Origin of the sequence: Streptomyces sp. NPDC048383 (assembly GCF_040651775.1) — a bacterium.
Lineage (GTDB): Bacteria > Actinomycetota > Actinomycetes > Streptomycetales > Streptomycetaceae > Streptomyces.
In genome coordinates, this window is sequence record NZ_JBEZKS010000016.1 from 23,562 (window position 1) to 38,745 (window position 15,184).

A 15,184-nucleotide genomic window follows, 5' to 3' on the forward strand; every position below is an offset into this window, starting at 1 on the left:
GGTCGCACCGAATGCTGAGTGTGCGTAGTGCGGGGGGTCAGATGCGGAGGGCGCGTACGCCTTCGTCGTTCGCGAAGTACAGCAGCCCGCCGGCGGCGAGTGGCGGCGGGCCCGAGGTACCCTCTCCCGCGCTCAAACGCCAGAGCGCCTTGCCGGTGCGGGCGTCATAGCAGTACCAGTCCCGCAAGTAGCAGATGAACAAACGATTCCCCGGGGCCACGTCCGCCGCATAGGAGGCGTCAGGGCGCTCACTTCGCCAGCGTTCCCGCCCGGTGAATGCGTCATGGGCACGCAGCGTCGTGCGATCGTCGTCCACGAGGGAGTCCTCGCTCCAGCGCAGATACGCGCAGTCCCTGTCAGAGGCGATGGCGGGGCTCTCGTTGAGCGTGGTCGAGAAAGCGGGCGCGGTCCAGCGACGCTTGCCCGACGCGGCGTCGAAGGCATGTAGCTCCTGTGCGTCGCGCCGGCTTGGGCCGGGCGCGCTGATGTATACGGTGTCGCCGTGCGCCACCGGCACCGAGGCGTGCGCCGCTGGTGCGGTCCAGCGGACGCCACCGGTGCCCGGGTCGTACGCCACCAGCTTCGAGCCGATGCCGATGTTGCCGTTGCGCCCGAAGAGCAGTCCCGCGGCGAAGGCGTCCAGGGTGCACTTGCCCCCAGACTTCTCCGGCGGTGCCGACCAGCGGGCAACGCCGGTGCGTGGATCGAGCGCGGTCAGGCTCGCGTCCGGCGGGTTGACGTACGCGAGGCCGTCCCGCACCTCCAGGAGCGAGGCTTCGGTGTGCCACAGCAGGTCCCCGTTCCGCGTGTCGAGTGCGTACAGGACACTGGGCGGCGGTGCAGGATCATCGTCGTAGGTGAACGGCAGAAAGCTGACCAGGGCGACGGATCCACTGGTCCACACGTCCCCCGCGCTGGGGTTGCGCAGGCGACTCCCCGGAACCTGGCGCCACAGCGGCTCACCGTCTGCGATGCGCAGCGCGTGCACGGCGCCGCCGTCCGTGGCGATGAACACCGCATGCGACGTCACCGCCGGTGCGCCGGGAAGGGCGCCGAACAACGGCGCGCACCAACGCTCGCGTCCGGTGGCCGCGTCGATCGCGTACAGCCCGTCCATCTTCGACCTGACGTAGAGCGCGCCGTCCTGATGCACCACCGGAGCGTGGTCGAAGCCCTTACCGCTGCCGTCCTTGTCCAGGAGAGCCCAGGTCCACAGCGGCTTCAGAGCCGGCGGCTTGGCCTCCTCCGGTGCACCGCCGAGGACGTCGCACGCGGAGGTCGTGAGGGCGAGCCCGCCCACCGCACCGGTCGCCAACTTCAGGACCTGACGGCGGCCGACGTTCTGCTGGTGTTCCGCCGCTGTACGCATTGGGGCAGGCTAAGGGCTTCTGGTTCATCGGTGCGCGACGATTTCCAGACTGATGTTGAGGTGGCGTCCGGTCATGCCCTTGGCCTTGGTGACGCCGAACGCGTACCGGTCGATCGTGGCAACGCCGCCGGCGGTGATGCATCCGTGAGGGGCCAGCTTCTCGTGCTTGCAACCAGGGACGCCAGACACCCGCACGCGGTCTTTCAGACACGCTCCAGGTTTCGTGTGGTGGTTCCGCCACGTCTCGCATCAGCTATGCCGCCGTCCCCTTACGGCCGCGGCGGGACGTTACGCGGTGGCCGTGTCCTGGCTGGGGGTGTGTGCGGTGAGGGCGTGGGCGGCGGTGGGGTGGGCGGCCAGCAGGGTGTCGAGGCCGGTGAGGTGCAGCAGCCGCTGAAGGCGGTCGGGGACGGCGGCGAGGACCAGGGTGCCGTCGGCGGTCTTGGCGCAGCGGTAGATGCCGACCAGGGCGTTGAAGCCGGAGGAGTCGCAGAAGGTGACGGCCTGGAGGTCGAGGATCAGGTGGCGGTGGCCTTGTTCGATCAGGGCGAGTGCCTGGGTGCGCAGGAGGGGGGCGGTGTCGATGTCGAGTTCCCCGGCGACGTGGGCGAGGGCGAGGTCGCCGTCGGTGTGCTTTGCGGTGAGGCGGAAGTCGTTCACGGTCGGCTTTCCGTCTCGTCGGCGGGGGCGATGGTGTGGGCGGTGATGGTGGCGGTGAGGTCGCCTGCGGTGTCGGCGTGGGGGACGGACAGGGCCAGCAGGGCGACGTCGTCTCCCGCACCGTGGGGCATGGCGTCGAGGAGGTCGACGATGTCTTGTATGACGGCCGTGGCGCTGACGGTTGCCGTGCGGTCGCCGAGGAAGCGGGTCAGGCCCTCTTCCCCGATCATTTCTCCACCCAGGGTGCGGGCCTCGGTCAGCCCGTCGGTGTACAGGAGCAGTCCTTCACCCGGGGCGAGGTGGATGCTGCGGGAGGCGAAGTGCGCCTCAGCGATCGCACCGATGAGCATGCCTCCCTTGGGCTGCACCGCTTCCACCGCCCGGGAGCCGCGCAGGTGGTAGGCCGGGGGGTGGCCGCCGGTGGCCACCGTCACGGTGAACCCGTCCTTCTCATGCGGTTCGAGGACGCCGAAGACGGCGGTGCAGAACCGGGTGCCGACAGCCGGGTCGAGCAGCAGCGCCGTGTTCAGCGAGGTGAGGACCACGTCGGGGTCCGGGTCGATCAGGGCTGCGGCGCGCAGGGTGTAGCGGGTCAGGGAGGTCAGCGCGGCGGCTTCGGGGCCCTTGCCGCACACGTCTCCGAGGAAGAACGCCCACCTGTTGCCGCCGAGGGGAAAGACGTCGTAGAAGTCGCCGCCCACATTCTGCGCAGAGGCGGTGGCGTAGTGACAGGCCAGCTCCAGCCCCGGCACCACCGGCAGCGCCGGCGGTAGCAGGGTCCGCTGAAGCGTGGAGGCGAACGCCTCCAGGGCTGCCTTGTCCCGCTCCGCCCGCTGCCGCGCCTCCTCCTGTTCCTGGCGCCTCTCCTGCTCGGCGCGCAGGGCGTCCAGAGCCGACAGGCGCACCTCCAGCTCGTCGAGCACGATCGCGGCCAGGTCCGCGAGGGTGGCGGTGTCGTCCTCGGTGATCAGGCGGGGCTTGGTGTCGAGGATGTTGACGGTGCCCAGCCGGTGCCCGTCACGAGTGGTGATCGGCGCTGCGGCGTAGAAGCGGACCCCCATCGGCCCGGTGACCAGCGCGTTGGAGCACGCCACCGGGTCGGTGAGCGTGTCCGGGATCACCAGAGTCTCATCGGAGAGGACCGCCGAGCCGCACAGGCCCGGCTCCCGGCCGATCTCACTGACACCTTCCAAACCGTGGGCGGCCTTGAACCAGATCCGGTCCTCGTCCACGATCGTGACGCTCGCCACCGGCACCTTGAACAGCCGGGCCGCCATCGCCGCGACACGGTCGAACGCGCCGTCCGGCGGGGTGTCCAGGATGTCGTAGCGGCGCACCGCGTCCATCCGGGCCGCTTCTTCCACGGCACTGAGCGTCCGCCGGCCCGGCCTGCCCGTCGGGCCGGTCGCATGTTCCGCTTGGGGCATCGGCTACCTCTCCCGCATCGGCGTCGATGCCGATGACTGCGGCAGCCTAGACCAGTTTCCACTGGGCAGGACACAAAGCGGAACGATCAGTGCGCGCAAAGCGCCTCGGTGGCCTCGTGGGCAGGACGAGGCGTGAGCCGAGGCGGAACCGCATCTCAACCGCAGCCCCGCGGACTCCTTCAGTGGGTCGCTTCTGCGAGCGCGCGGAGCAGCATCAGGACCGCCATGGCTTCCTCGCCGGTGACGGGTTTGAAGCGGGTATCGGTGGCGGCGTCCAGGAGTACACCGAGGAAGTCTTCGCCGTCCACTTCCATGCCCGGACAGCGGTGTGCCGCCGCCACCGGTCACCACTGCGGCGCCGGCCTGCTACCGAGATCCTTCCGCTGCCGGCCCAGTCCGCGGACCGGGCGTTGCTCGGGTTCTCCCGTGCGGATCTTCAGGAACAGGCGGCAGCGATCAGCAGGGGCGAGCTGTACGTGCTGCGCGTGAGCTTGACCTGACCGGCGAGACCCCTGGACTACGGGTGCGCGGCCCGGCCGCGGGTAGCCGGACCGTGAGGGCGTCGTGTACCGCCCTCCCGTGCCGATGCGGAGATCCCTGAATCTGTCCGTTGGAGGAAGCCATGGCCGCACCCCACGCCGCGTACGCCGTCACAGCCGTTGCGATATCGACCGGCGTTCTGGTGGCCCGCTGGTGGGCGACCAGAACGATCAGGGGCAGAAGCAACGGGCCCAGCGCGGCCCGGGCTCCGTGGCGTCGGACCATGCCCGTTTCCGACGCCGGTGACCGTGTCACCGGTCCGCACCCTCGGCTGCGCGGCCTGACGGCCGACCCTGCGCTGCGCGAAGCCGACGCCGAGATGGACCGCCACTGGAAGAACCTCAGTGCGTTCTACCCGAACCGCGTATCAGGCCGTCGCGACGAACAGCCCTGACGGCGGAGGCCGGCAAAGATCAAAAGTTTCGGACGTTTGAAACCTCCGGCGCGGTGAAGACGGTTGTTAACACCGGCTTTATTCATCGAGGTAGGAGAAGCGCATGGGCATCATCGCCTGGATCTTGATCGGACTGCTCGCGGGCTTCATCGCCAAGGCCCTCATGCCGGGCAAGGACCCGGGCGGAGTCATCATCACCATGCTCATCGGCATCGCGGGCGGTCTGCTCGGCGGCTTCCTCGGCAAGGTCATCTTCGGCGTCGACTCCATCGACGGTTTCTTCGACCTGTCGACGTGGATCGCCGCCATCATCGGCTCGGTCATCCTCCTCGCCATCTACCGACTGGTCACCGGCAACAAGCGACACCACCGCCACGCCTGACCGACCCAGCCCCACCTTCGGATGAGAACGGCCCCCCTCCTCGCGAGGCGGGGCCGTTTGGCTGCCTCCGACAGAACCAGGCCGCTGTCTCCTCAGGATGCGGCCGAGCGGACAGCCACGCGGCCTGCCTTACGGGGTGTCCGGGCCCGGAGTCGGCAGCCGGCCGGTCTCGGTGGTGTCCACCCTGGCCAAGAGGTGTTCGCGTACGACCTCGGGACCGGGCACGCCGAGCGGTTCCCCGTCGCGGACGTGTAGGCGGCGTCGAGGGGGTGCGTACGTCGTAGGCGGAGCCGAAGACCTCCGGGATGCCGCGTTCGATTCGAGGAGTTGGTAGGCGGCTTCGATGCAGGTGCGGACCCATCCTGGCGCGGCCCTCCCCGGGGGCGATGTGCGGCTTGCTGAAGGAAACAGACGATTACTTGATCCGCGCGCGGGCGGTTGAGAAGGGTGAGTGCCCTTAACGGCTGAGGGCCGGGGGCAGCCTGGTCCGTGGCCGCGGTCGCTCAGCGGACCTGGCCGACACCCGTGCAGGCGGGACGACCCCGCCACTGTGAAGCGCAGGGCGAAGCCGTCACCATCGGCGCCGACGACGACGCCGGCGAAATCCTGCGCACGCACCATGGACGCCCACCAGGTCCGCCGGCTGCCCGCCATCGACGGCCACACTCCGGTCGGCATCGTCGCCCTGGCCGACGTCGCCCGCGCCCTGCCGGAGGCGAACAGCCTCAGGTGGGGGCCGGGACCGACCACGGCCCCGATGCAAAGAGTGCATCGGGGCCGTCACCGGCAGCCGGCCGCCGCAGGGGCCCGGCTGATCGTGATGGGCTTCCATTCCGATTCGCTCGGTCGGCGCGCCCCGCGCTTGGGCGCGGCGCGCTCAGCGATCGCCGGGAGGGCGCGGGGGTGTGGAGGCGTGGCCCCCCGGAGTGGTAGGGCTCGTCGATGTAGAGGCGGTGATCACGCCTGCCCCGCAGGGGGTGCAGGCCGGCAGGCCCGGCAGTGGATCTGCCCGACGACCTTGCGGACACGGACACGGACACGGACACGGACACGAACACAAAGCAGACACCGTGTCCGACGCTGACCCGACTCCCTCACGGGGAATGTTGGAGGCGGGAATGTCGATGTTGCGGTGGGCGCGGATTCTGCGACGCAGCTGTATGTCGAAACCTGACCGGCGTCCCCACCCGGCAGAGGGCGCAGCCGTCGCGGTTGCGGGGGCGGTCCGTGCGAACGGGCTCTTGGCCGTGCGTGGACTCCGGACATGGGCCTCCACCGCCCGCAAGATAACGTTTGTGGGTTTTTAGGCATGTTTATGTCGTTCTTATGGGTAGACGCGGTGCGGGTAACCGCTCCTTCTCTGGAGGTCATCATGGCGTCAACCCACCGCGCGCCCATCGAAGAACACCCGGACCTGATGGAACTGCGCGCCCGACACGACCGCGCGGCCGCGACCCCGCGAGCCCAGGCGGTCGAGGCCATGGCCCTGCTGACCGGGCTCTACCTGGCCGCGTCGCCCTGGATCGTCGGCTTCAACGGCTTCACCACCCTGGCCGTCACCAACCTCATCGCCGGCATCGCCTACATGCTCCTGCTCGGCGGCCTCGGCAATTCCTACGAGCGCACCCACTCGATGGCCTGGGCCGCGGCCGCCATCGGCATCTGGACCTGCGTCGCTCCCTGGGTTGTCGCCGGCGACGTCGCCCACACCCGCTCCATCACCAGCAACCTCATCACCGGCGTCATCGCCACCCTCCTCGCCCTCGCCGCCGCCTCGGCCGCCCGCGACAACGACACCAACCGCCACGGCCCCGGCACACGCCGACCCACGCCCGGCAACCACTGAATACCGGCGCGGCTCATCCGGGCCGCATGGACGGGCACCCGCAGCCGTCGAACGCCGACGGACGCGGGCGCCCCTCCACCAGCGCACTCTGACCGGGTGGTTCTCTGCACGAGCGCAGCGCGTCAGCCAGCCGCGCACGGAACCCGCCACGGTGTGCCGTGGCAATGCAGGCAGGGGACCCCGCGTTTCCTCCCGGTTCCGTGGCGCTGTCGGCTGCGGGCGGATTCGGCGGGGCTGGCGGCACGTCGGCGCTTTCCTGCCTCAGCCGACAGCATCCCCGACCGAATCGCGCCCCGACCATTACCGCACTCGGCTTAGCGGCCGTTCGGCCCAGCCGACATGGCAGAACGCGTGATCGCGGGTGACGGTGATCGTGGTGCCGACACTCACGTCGGCATGCGCGCCGCGTCCTGTTGAGGAGCCCTTGTCATGTCCGAACGCAACACCGTCCTGCGCAGCATGCACGATGTGGGACTGGCCGCATGGTTCGGCGGATCCCTCATGGGCGCGGTCGGCCTCAACGGGGCCGCCCAGGGCCACAGCGACAGCTGGCGCGACAACGCTCGAATCGCCAGCGACGGCTGGGCGAAGTGGACCCCCGTGAACGCAGCGGCGATCGGCGCGCACCTGATCGGCACCAGCGGACTGCTCGCCGTGAACGCGTCCCGCGTCGCCACCCAGAAGGGGGTGGCCGCCTCCACTGTGGCCAAGACCGTCCTGACCGGCGCCGCTCTGGCCGCGACTGCCTACGCCCGGATGCTCGGAAAGAAGATCGACCTCGCCTCCTCGGAGGACGCCCAGGACGCCCAGGAGGCCGCCGACTCCTTCGACACCGGCAAGGCGGAGCGGCAGCTGTCCTACGCGCAGTGGCTCGTCCCCGCGCTCACCGGCGGCCTACTCATCCTGAACGCCCTTCACGGAGAACAGCAGCGCCCGGCGGAACAGGCACGGGGCATGTGGGAACGTGCGCGCGACTTGTCGCCGCACATGCCGTCCCGTGATCGCTGGTCCCATCACGGCTGCTGAGGCCCCCGACCGGCCGGCAGGAGCCGAGGAGCCGGTCGAACGCTGGTACGACGACGGGACGGAGCGCATGACCTCCCGCCGTCCCGCAGCCACCCCCCAGCCTACGCACGCCGACCTCGGGGGATAGCGGGGAGCCGTTGATCGCAACGACGGTCTCTGAGCTGACGCGGTCCTCACGCACGCAGCGCCCGGCAGGGCCTTGGCCGGGCTCTGTCGCGGCATATCGCGGGCCGCCCGCAGATTCTCCGCAGGCCACGCTCAGCGGGCCCGCGGCTCGGGTGCCGAGAAGGCGCGCCCCGAATGCCATCGGCCATCCGGCCGATGCGGGAGGCGCCGTACGGCACCGCCCGTTGAACGTTCGGCGGTACCGCCGCGCACAAAGCCCGGCCCGGTTGCCCGGCCGGGCTGTCGCGCTTCTACTGGGCGGATTCACGCCCGGATCGCAGTGGAGTGCCGGCTCGTTGCGGTCAACCGGTCACATGGTGTGGCAGGTACCTCCGCGCACCATGTCGAGGTGCATGGCCACGATCGGCCGTGCCTTCTGGGCCGCCTGGATGGTGTCGGCGTCCTTGCCCTGGCTGATCTGCTGGTCGATCAGGGCGAGGGTTTTCGTGTGTGCGCCCTCCTGAGCCGTGAGCCACGCCTTGTCGTACGCGTCGCTGCCGGCCTTGGCCTTGACGTCGGCCAAGACGGCCTGCTGCTCCGCCGTCGGGGCGTTCGGCAGGGTCACTTTGCCCTTCGCGGCGAGTGCCGAAAGATCGGCGTCCAGCTTGGTGTGGTCGCGTACCAGGGTGTCACCCGCGTCCTTGACGCAGGTGTCCTTGGCGTTCTTCTGCGCGTCCTGGCCCGCGATGATCTCGGCCAGATTGCCCTGATGCGCCATTTGGACGTACTCGGCGTCCGAACTGCCGGGCGCGGGGGCGGCCGCGACCGGGGACAGGCCCACGCCGCCCAGCGCCGCCGCGAGCACCACTGTGGTCATCCACCTGCTACGCATGGGTACCTCCAGGATCCTGTGGGGCCGCCCGCGGTGGGGAGCTCGGCGACCTCGCTGTTGCCCGGCGCCTGTCCACCCGTCGCCGCCCGAAACGCGCCGCCTCGACGGCCCGTACCTCTTGCTCCGCCTCCCCGATCCGGTGCGGCGCGGCCGCGGGTGTGCCGATTTGCACGGCACCGGCCGCTCGGCCTTTGGGAACCCAATAACCCGGAGGCCGAAAATAAGCCCGGCGTGTGCAGGTCCGTGTCCGCAAAGACACTCCTCCGCCGGGCCCGCGGACCGCACCCCGTTCAGTTGCTTCGCATGGCGGAACCGAGTCGATTGAGGTACCGCATCGTGCCGTGGAGTAGCAGTTCCTCACGTGCCGCGCTCGCGTCGAGTCTGAATACGCGCGGCTCGGGCAAACCGCCCTCCTGGCAGACCGCTTCCCCCTCATCGCATGCCGGACCGCAGCCTGCCCCACGAAGCCGAATTGTTCCGTGTCCCCCCGCTCCGGCGGTCCTGTTCAGCTTTTCTCCCCCGCCCGGGGGAGGCGGATCATTCCAGGGTGTGAAGACCGGACAAGCATGTCGGCGTGATCATGAACGCATGACGAACTCTCCTGACCTGCGCCAGGTGCCGGGCTCATGAACGCCAAGGCGAGAGAGATCGCTCGGCGGTGGCGGCCGGCGCGACGCCCGACCGCGGTGGTCCTCGCATGGGCTTGGCCCGCGTACTTGTCCGTTCTCAGCCAACTGATCTACGTGGTTCAGAAGGGCTACTACGCGACCCAGGGACGTCTGGGCATTCCCGGCGGACCGCTGGTGCCCGCCTCGCAGTACGTCAACACATCCGATGTCGCCCTCACGCAGTGGACGCTGGCCCTACTCGGCCTGCTCTCCGCCACCATCGCGCTCGCCGCCGTACGGCCGTGGGGCGGCCTGATACCGCGCCCGCTGCTCCTCACCGCGCTGTGGGCAACGGGCGCGTTGGCAGCGGTCAGTCACATCCACGTGACCCGGGAAGTCCTCTTGCCCTCCGGCCCCGGTGGATGGTCGCCGTGGGCCGCGATTCAGGGCGCCGTCGGCCTCTGCCTCTGGCTGGCCATGGCCTGGATCTTCACTCGCGGCCTGGGACAGACCGCCACAGCAGCGGCGAACACGGCGCGGGACACGGTATGAAGGAGGTGGTGGACACGAGGCCCATGACGCCTCGTGCTGTGTCGGTGCGGCGGTGGGCTGCCTACGCGACCTGCGCCTGGACCTTCGCCGGCTACGGAACCCTCAAACTCCACTGGGCGCTGGGCGGCACGGCGCTCACCTCCAGTGCCCCTCTGCCGCGTTCGGCCCGGGAGGAGCTCGTCGCGCAGAGCCCCGCCGCGATCGTCGGTCACTGGATATCGGTCGGCCTGGTCGTCCTTGGTGCCTTGGCGGCGCTCGCCACCGTGCGGCCCTGGGGACGCGTGCTGCCACGTCGGCTCTTGACCGTGCCGATGTGGATCACCAGCGTCCTGATGGTCCTGCGAGCGTGCGGGGCGTTCGGTTTCGGCGTCGTGGGCGACGCCCTTGTGCTGTCGGGCGTTCAGCGGGTGGGGCCACCCAACACCGAGATCGCGCTCCATCTCTCTCGAGTGGATCTGCTGCTGTGGTCGCCCTACTTCCTGATCTGGGGCCTGCTGTGGGGCGCGACCGCCTGGGCCACACCGCGCCGACAAGCCCCCTTGAACCGGCCGAGCGCAAGTCGACCGACCGGATACTCACCGACCGGGATCGACGTGGCGCCGAACCCTCGAAGGCGCTCCTTGCCCCGATTGACGTCTCGATCGTGGGCTCGATCGGGGGAGTCGAGCGTCGCGCTGTAGGAGGGTGGAGGCCCGCCCTCCGGGTTCGGACGCTGGAGAAAGAACGCGGCCACCGCTGCCACGGCCGCGATCGGGGTGATCACCACCAGCCATGTGCCAGGGCGGACACCGTCGTTGGCGAAGGACGTGATGAACAGCAACAGGGCCGCCGGGATGAACAGGAACACGCCGAGGACGGTCGGGCAAGGCCGCGAAGTAGCCGGCCCTGCTGGTATGTGCGGTCCTCTCCGTCGTCATCTCCATGAGGAGTATGTCTTCTGCCCCGTAAGACGTAGCCGTCGCCGGGGAGCAACCTGCTCACCATGCGGCGACGGCCTCGCCGACCGAACGTCATCGGTACCTGCAACGTGGCACTACCCCGGCACGGGAGCCTACGGAGGCCCCGTGCTTCACCGATTCGGTTTGATCGCGTGGAGAACCCGCATGCCTCGGGGGCCCGCGGCAGCGTGCTGGACCTGCAGCCCGGCGCGCCGGGCTTCACCACTCACCCAGTCCGAGGCCAGCCGCAGTTTGGGGTAGCTGCCGACCTGGAGAAGCCACTTTCCCTCCGAGCGGGTGTGGAGCAGGTCGTGGACCATGACCGTGTCGTCGTCCACGCACTCCAGGAAGCAGGTGAGCAGTTGGTCCTCGGTGGAGCGTACGGGGAAGAACCGATCATCGCCGCGGAGCTCCCCGGTGAGGTCGCGAAAGGTCACCACGATGTGTCCACCGGGACGTAGGACACACGCCACGCTGTCCAGGAGGGAGCGGACGTCGGCACGGCTGGGCAGGTGGGTCAAAGTGTCGCCCATGCATACGATCGCGGCGGCGGTGTCCGGTCCGGCCACGTGGGGGAGGGCATCCAGGAGGTTCGCGCGCACGGTGCGTACGGTGCCCGCGAAGCCGGCGGTATCGGCATGCCCAACGAGTTCGTCGAGCAGGACCTGGCCGAGGTCCACTGCGGTGACGGTGGAGAAGCCCAGGTGTGCCAGAGCCAGGGTCTGTGGGCCGGGCCCGGACCCAAGGTCGATGGCTGCGTCCCCGACCGTCTCGGGCCCTACTCCCAGCCCTCGAAGGAGTTCGGCCTGGTCGCGGGCGACCGCGTGAATGTCGCTGCCGAGCATCCAGGTGTAGTGCGCGGCGAGCATCCGGTCGTAGTGCTCGGAGACGGTGGTCACGGGGATGACGTCCTTTGGTCGGTGGTCCGAAGGCGCCCGGCGCGCGGCGGCTCGGTGCAAGGAGCTACAGGGAGTCCAGGTTCACGGCATCGGCCATCGCTTTGTAGCCGGCGTCGTTGGGGTGGAGTCCGTCCTTGCTGGCGTAGGCGGGGAGCAGCTGTTCGGGGTTCAGTGGATCGGCGAGGACGCGGTCGAAGTCCACGACTGCTTCGTACGCACCGCTGGTGCGGATCCACTGGTTGAGTGCGGCGCGGGTCCCGGCGGGAGTTCCGCTCTCCAGGCCCTTGCCGGGCGGAAGCGTCGCGCCGATGACGGAAATCCCCCGGGCGTGGGCAGCGCGGATCAGCGCGCGGTGACCCTCGATCAGCTCGGCGGCAGTCACATGCCTGTTCGTGGTGGTACAGGCGTTCGCGGCGGTTTCACCCATGAGGATGTCGTTGGTTCCCTCCAGCACGATCACGGTACCCACTCGGGTCTGCTCGAGGACATCGTGCTGGAATCGGGTCGTGGCCTTCTCGCCGAAGCACGCCGAGTCGCTCAGCACCCGGTTGCCGCCGATGCCGGCGTTGAGGACCGGGCGAGGACGTCCCTCGGCCGACAGGCGGCGGGAGAGCTGGTCGGGATAGCGGTTGTCGGCACCGGGTGTAGAGGCCGCGCCGTCGGTGAGGGAGTCGCCGAAGGCGACGATCGCGTCCCGCCGACCTCCCGCCGGTTTCGCGGCGACGTCGACGCCCTCGAGGAAGTACCAGGACGAGCTTTGCTGCGTGAAGGCGTCCCCGCTGACGTCTGCGCGGCGGTCGCCGTCGGCCCGGTACGCGGTCTCCATCGCCACGTTGTGGAAGGTGGCAGGGCCCGAGGGACCGTTGAAGAACAGGGTGATGCTGAGCCGGTCACCCGCCTTCACCGGCAGCCGTACCGGGTCGCTGGCCGGCCGCGCTCCGGGCCGGATCGAAGGGGAGGCGGAGCCGTCGAAGGTCAGGGTGCGGAGGGTCCCGGGGCGGACAGCGGCACCCTCGGCGGAGATACCGACTGTGGCACCGGTCAGTCGCAGCGGGGTCGCCCCGAACGCGTGGGACAGGCGTATGCGCAGGTCGGAACCGTCGGTGCCCACCCTCACGGTCTGACGTACGGACTGGTTGTCAAAGCCGGCCTCCGCCCAGGTCGGGTACCAGCTCTGGGAGGGGCGTTGGACGGCCGTGCTCCAGCCGGCGATCCACTGGTGCGCTCGCGGGGAGGCAGTGGGCGTGTGCGCGGACGCCAGGGCGGCGATCAGCAGAGTAGCCAAGGCAGCGACGGCCAGAGGCAGGCGGGAGAAGGCGCGCATCGTGTGCTCTTTCGTATGTGGTCGACAGGGGGCGGCCCGAGCCGCGTCGCGCGGGTGTTAGGCAGTGAGACCCAGGGCGAGAGTGGCCGTGACCGGAGCCAGGTAGAGCAGGGGGAAGGCGACCGTCTTGTACGAACGGGCCCGCAGCACGGTGATGACAGCGCCGAGGAAGTAGAGGGCCAGGCCCGCCCCGGCGAGCAACCCGAGCAACGGTATGGCCAACCCGATCAGCAGGCCGGCCGAGCCGGCGAGCTTGGCCAGGGCAAGAGGGGTCCACCAGGATCGGGGCACCTCGTACTGGACGAGCGGCTCCACGACGAATGGGGCTCTGCGCATCAAGGACAAGCCGGAGAAGCCGACCCAAAGAGCGGTCAGAATGGTGACGACATCGGTGATGGACATGCGGATGCTCCAAAGTCAGCTGGGTGCGAGACGTGTGGTGGGTGTGTGAGAGTGCAGGCCGAGAGCGGGGTGTATCACCGGGCGAGTGCCGTCCAGGGGGCATGCCTGCTCATCCCCACGGTGCCGACACGTTGCTTCGACGGCTTGATTAGACATCGTGGGGCAGCGGGCGCAGTGTGCATACGGTGCGGAGCGCCTTCGCATTCTGTGCAGCCGGCTTGACTCCGGCCCATGGATCCGGCATCGGTCCGTATCGGGTGCTTCCCGACGGGCAGACCCCTTGGGCGCCGCGAGGTGCACCGCCGGCGGCTCCTCCAACGGCGTGTCGACCGACCGCCCATCCCGCCGTCACCTCAATGCTCCCGGCAACCCTTCGGCCCGACGGTCACGGGCACCCTCAACCCACTGGACGGGCGCCGCCATCAGCGACGTGCAAGAGCCCACTTGAGTTTCAAAGCGCCAGATTGGATCATGAGGTAATCGGATCAACTGCTTCTGTGGCATGACACGTACGCAGTGGGGGACTTGTGGGTGGGGCAAGGGCGGCGACTTCTGTCGCACCCCCAGCAGACAGATTCGAATGGTTCCTCGAAACCGTCTCCAACGAGGTCATGCCCCTGTCGCTGAGCAGTGACCGACGGGACGACTTCCACGCAGACATTCAGGACATGCCACTTGGCCCTGTCGCGTTGTCGGCGTTCGAATTCTCCCCCATGCGGGCATGGAGATCCGCGAGGCACATCCGACAGGGTGATCCCGAGAGCTACCAACTCGTACTCGTGACCCAGGGCAGCTTCCGGGTCTCCCAGGGCGGTCGCGAAACACTGGTGGCGGGCGACTTCGTACTGACCGACACCTCCAGCCCCATGCTGACCGAGTGCCTGTCCGCGGGCGACCCAATTCACGCCCTGACGCTGCAGATACCGCGGACCACCCTGCCACTGCAGCCTCGCCGACTCGAACCGCTCCTGGTGCATCGCCTCCCTGCCCGAAACGGAGCGACCGCCATTCTCGCGGCGTTCCTGCGCACCCTCCACGCTCAAGCAGCGCACTGCGGAACCGAGGCATTGCTCTCCATGGGGTCCGCCACGGTCGACCTGGTCACCGCGTGCCTCGCACAGCACCTGCATTCCCTGGGCGAGGCGCCGGTCGAAGCGCGATCCCAGCTGGTGCTGCAGCGGATCCTGCATTTCATCGAACACAGCCTCGGTGACCACGACCTCTCGCCCCGCACGATCGCCGAACGACACAACATCTCTCTGCGCACGCTCTACACACTCTTCGACGGGGAGCCCGACAGCATCGCAAGAGCGATCCGGCGCCGGCGCCTTGATCGCTGCCGCAACGACCTCGCTAGCCCCGACATGGACCACCGAACCGTTCAGATGATCGCAGCCCGCTGGGGCTTCACCAACGCCGCCACCTTCAGCCGCAGCTTCCGCGACACCTACGACACCACCCCCTCCGAGTACCGTGCCCACGCGCGACAGCACCGCCAAACAGATACCACCCAGCAAGCGCGGCACTGACCCGGGCTTGGACCACGTCGCATCAGTGATCGCCCGACTGCCGTTCGGTCCATGGGTGAGAAACAGGTCGGGAGGCTCTTCGCCATGTGGATGGGGCGATGGGTGCCGTGGGACGGCAGGGCGACGAGGACGACCGGAGGACGCACCTGATCGACATCAGCGGCAGCGGCGCCTTCCTCGGCCTGGACGTCGGCAAGGGCGAACACCGCGCCACCGCCGTCACCCCGGCCGGGAAGAAGGCCTTCGACAAACGGCTGCCCCACGCTGAGGGGGCCTTGACCCTGGGCTTTG

Annotated in this window: 16 protein-coding genes and 2 pseudogenes; 9 read left to right on the forward strand and 9 right to left on the reverse strand. The window is 69.2% G+C overall.

The genetic code is table 11. The annotated features are described in order from the left end of the window. Nucleotides 1-37: 37 nt before the first annotated feature. The 5 genes from AB0D46_RS13855 to AB0D46_RS13875 form a co-directional block, all read right to left on the reverse strand. Nucleotides 38-1,369 carry a PQQ-binding-like beta-propeller repeat protein gene (locus AB0D46_RS13855; protein WP_362877540.1) on the reverse strand — a complete coding sequence of 444 codons (1,332 nt, stop codon included), beginning with the start codon at nucleotides 1,367-1,369 and terminating at the stop codon, nucleotides 38-40. Nucleotides 1,370-1,393: 24 nt separating this feature from the next. After that, complete coding sequence (locus AB0D46_RS13860) at nucleotides 1,394-1,558, reverse strand: hypothetical protein (RefSeq protein ID WP_362877541.1); 165 nt, start codon at nucleotides 1,556-1,558, stop codon at nucleotides 1,394-1,396. Nucleotides 1,559-1,657: 99 nt separating this feature from the next. After that, nucleotides 1,658-2,029, reverse strand: coding sequence for an STAS domain-containing protein (locus AB0D46_RS13865; protein ID WP_362877542.1), 372 nt, complete (start codon nucleotides 2,027-2,029; stop codon nucleotides 1,658-1,660). Next, the gene (locus tag AB0D46_RS13870) at nucleotides 2,026-3,393 is read right to left on the reverse strand and encodes a GAF domain-containing SpoIIE family protein phosphatase (RefSeq protein ID WP_362877543.1); all 1,368 of its coding nucleotides are present in this window, start codon (nucleotides 3,391-3,393) and stop codon (nucleotides 2,026-2,028) included. Before AB0D46_RS13870 ends, AB0D46_RS13865 begins: the two co-directional genes overlap by 4 nt. Nucleotides 3,394-3,635: 242 nt before the next feature. Continuing rightward, nucleotides 3,636-3,770: a hypothetical protein gene (locus AB0D46_RS13875; RefSeq protein WP_362877544.1), complete on the reverse strand. Its 135-nt coding sequence runs from the start codon at nucleotides 3,768-3,770 to the stop codon at nucleotides 3,636-3,638. 449 nt (nucleotides 3,771-4,219) lie between these two features. Here AB0D46_RS13875 and AB0D46_RS13880 point away from each other — a divergent pair, with 449 nt between their 5' ends. From AB0D46_RS13880 to AB0D46_RS13900, 5 genes and pseudogenes are all read left to right on the forward strand, one after another. Continuing rightward, nucleotides 4,220-4,390, forward strand: a complete 171-nt coding sequence (locus tag AB0D46_RS13880; RefSeq protein ID WP_362877545.1) for a hypothetical protein — start codon at nucleotides 4,220-4,222, stop codon at nucleotides 4,388-4,390. 103 nt (nucleotides 4,391-4,493) lie between these two features. Next, on the forward strand, nucleotides 4,494-4,772 hold the full coding sequence (locus AB0D46_RS13885) for a GlsB/YeaQ/YmgE family stress response membrane protein (RefSeq protein WP_362877546.1): 279 nt from the start codon (nucleotides 4,494-4,496) through the stop codon (nucleotides 4,770-4,772). 555 nt (nucleotides 4,773-5,327) lie between these two features. Then, a pseudogene (locus AB0D46_RS13890) lies at nucleotides 5,328-5,484 on the forward strand (CBS domain-containing protein); the annotation flags it as partial. Between the two features lie 660 nt (nucleotides 5,485-6,144). Continuing rightward, a complete protein-coding gene (locus tag AB0D46_RS13895; protein ID WP_362877547.1) occupies nucleotides 6,145-6,618 on the forward strand; it encodes an SPW repeat protein in 474 nt (157 codons plus the stop codon). A gap of 429 nt (nucleotides 6,619-7,047) precedes the next feature. After that, entirely contained in the window at nucleotides 7,048-7,644 is a 597-nt protein-coding gene (locus AB0D46_RS13900) for a hypothetical protein (RefSeq protein ID WP_362877548.1), read from the forward strand. A gap of 475 nt (nucleotides 7,645-8,119) precedes the next feature. Here the strand turns inward: AB0D46_RS13900 and AB0D46_RS13905 are convergent, their stop codons facing one another. Continuing rightward, complete coding sequence (locus AB0D46_RS13905; RefSeq protein ID WP_362877549.1) at nucleotides 8,120-8,641, reverse strand: DUF4142 domain-containing protein; 522 nt, start codon at nucleotides 8,639-8,641, stop codon at nucleotides 8,120-8,122. A 716-nt stretch (nucleotides 8,642-9,357) separates the two neighbouring features. Here AB0D46_RS13905 and AB0D46_RS13910 point away from each other — a divergent pair. Together AB0D46_RS13910 and AB0D46_RS13915 are read left to right on the forward strand one after the other, a co-directional pair. Further along, nucleotides 9,358-9,801: a hypothetical protein gene (locus AB0D46_RS13910; protein WP_362877550.1), complete on the forward strand. Its 444-nt coding sequence runs from the start codon at nucleotides 9,358-9,360 to the stop codon at nucleotides 9,799-9,801. Beyond that, on the forward strand, nucleotides 9,798-10,481 hold the full coding sequence (locus AB0D46_RS13915; RefSeq protein WP_362877551.1) for a DUF3995 domain-containing protein: 684 nt from the start codon (nucleotides 9,798-9,800) through the stop codon (nucleotides 10,479-10,481). The genes AB0D46_RS13910 and AB0D46_RS13915 overlap by 4 nt, the downstream gene beginning before the upstream one ends. A 389-nt stretch (nucleotides 10,482-10,870) precedes the next feature. Here the strand turns inward: AB0D46_RS13915 and AB0D46_RS13920 are convergent, their stop codons facing one another. The 3 genes from AB0D46_RS13920 to AB0D46_RS13930 form a co-directional block, all read right to left on the reverse strand. Continuing rightward, the gene (locus AB0D46_RS13920) at nucleotides 10,871-11,638 is read right to left on the reverse strand and encodes a class I SAM-dependent methyltransferase (RefSeq protein WP_362877552.1); all 768 of its coding nucleotides are present in this window, start codon (nucleotides 11,636-11,638) and stop codon (nucleotides 10,871-10,873) included. Between the two features lie 64 nt (nucleotides 11,639-11,702). Further along, nucleotides 11,703-12,962: an SGNH/GDSL hydrolase family protein gene (locus tag AB0D46_RS13925; protein WP_362877553.1), complete on the reverse strand. Its 1,260-nt coding sequence runs from the start codon at nucleotides 12,960-12,962 to the stop codon at nucleotides 11,703-11,705. 57 nt (nucleotides 12,963-13,019) lie between these two features. Then, a complete protein-coding gene (locus tag AB0D46_RS13930; RefSeq protein ID WP_362877554.1) occupies nucleotides 13,020-13,364 on the reverse strand; it encodes a DoxX family protein in 345 nt (114 codons plus the stop codon). Between the two features lie 527 nt (nucleotides 13,365-13,891). Here AB0D46_RS13930 and AB0D46_RS13935 point away from each other — a divergent pair. Further along, the gene (locus tag AB0D46_RS13935; protein WP_362877555.1) at nucleotides 13,892-14,893 is read left to right on the forward strand and encodes a helix-turn-helix domain-containing protein; all 1,002 of its coding nucleotides are present in this window, start codon (nucleotides 13,892-13,894) and stop codon (nucleotides 14,891-14,893) included. Nucleotides 14,894-15,039: 146 nt separating this feature from the next. Next, nucleotides 15,040-15,162, forward strand: a pseudogene (locus AB0D46_RS13940) (IS110 family transposase); the annotation flags it as partial. Nucleotides 15,163-15,184 lie beyond the last annotated feature (22 nt).

Coding starts and splice junctions, on each gene's coding strand:
- AB0D46_RS13855 (WP_362877540.1), bottom strand. CDS start 1,369: ATGCGTACAGCGGCGGAACACCAGCAGAACGTCGGCCGCCGTCAGGTC.
- AB0D46_RS13875 (WP_362877544.1), bottom strand. CDS start 3,770: ATGGAAGTGGACGGCGAAGACTTCCTCGGTGTACTCCTGGACGCCGCC.
- AB0D46_RS13880 (WP_362877545.1), top strand. CDS start 4,220: ATGCCCGTTTCCGACGCCGGTGACCGTGTCACCGGTCCGCACCCTCGG.
- AB0D46_RS13885 (WP_362877546.1), top strand. CDS start 4,494: ATGGGCATCATCGCCTGGATCTTGATCGGACTGCTCGCGGGCTTCATC.
- AB0D46_RS13895 (WP_362877547.1), top strand. CDS start 6,145: ATGGCGTCAACCCACCGCGCGCCCATCGAAGAACACCCGGACCTGATG.
- AB0D46_RS13900 (WP_362877548.1), top strand. CDS start 7,048: ATGTCCGAACGCAACACCGTCCTGCGCAGCATGCACGATGTGGGACTG.
- AB0D46_RS13905 (WP_362877549.1), bottom strand. CDS start 8,641: ATGCGTAGCAGGTGGATGACCACAGTGGTGCTCGCGGCGGCGCTGGGC.
- AB0D46_RS13915 (WP_362877551.1), top strand. CDS start 9,798: ATGAAGGAGGTGGTGGACACGAGGCCCATGACGCCTCGTGCTGTGTCG.
- AB0D46_RS13925 (WP_362877553.1), bottom strand. CDS start 12,962: ATGCGCGCCTTCTCCCGCCTGCCTCTGGCCGTCGCTGCCTTGGCTACT.
- AB0D46_RS13930 (WP_362877554.1), bottom strand. CDS start 13,364: ATGTCCATCACCGATGTCGTCACCATTCTGACCGCTCTTTGGGTCGGC.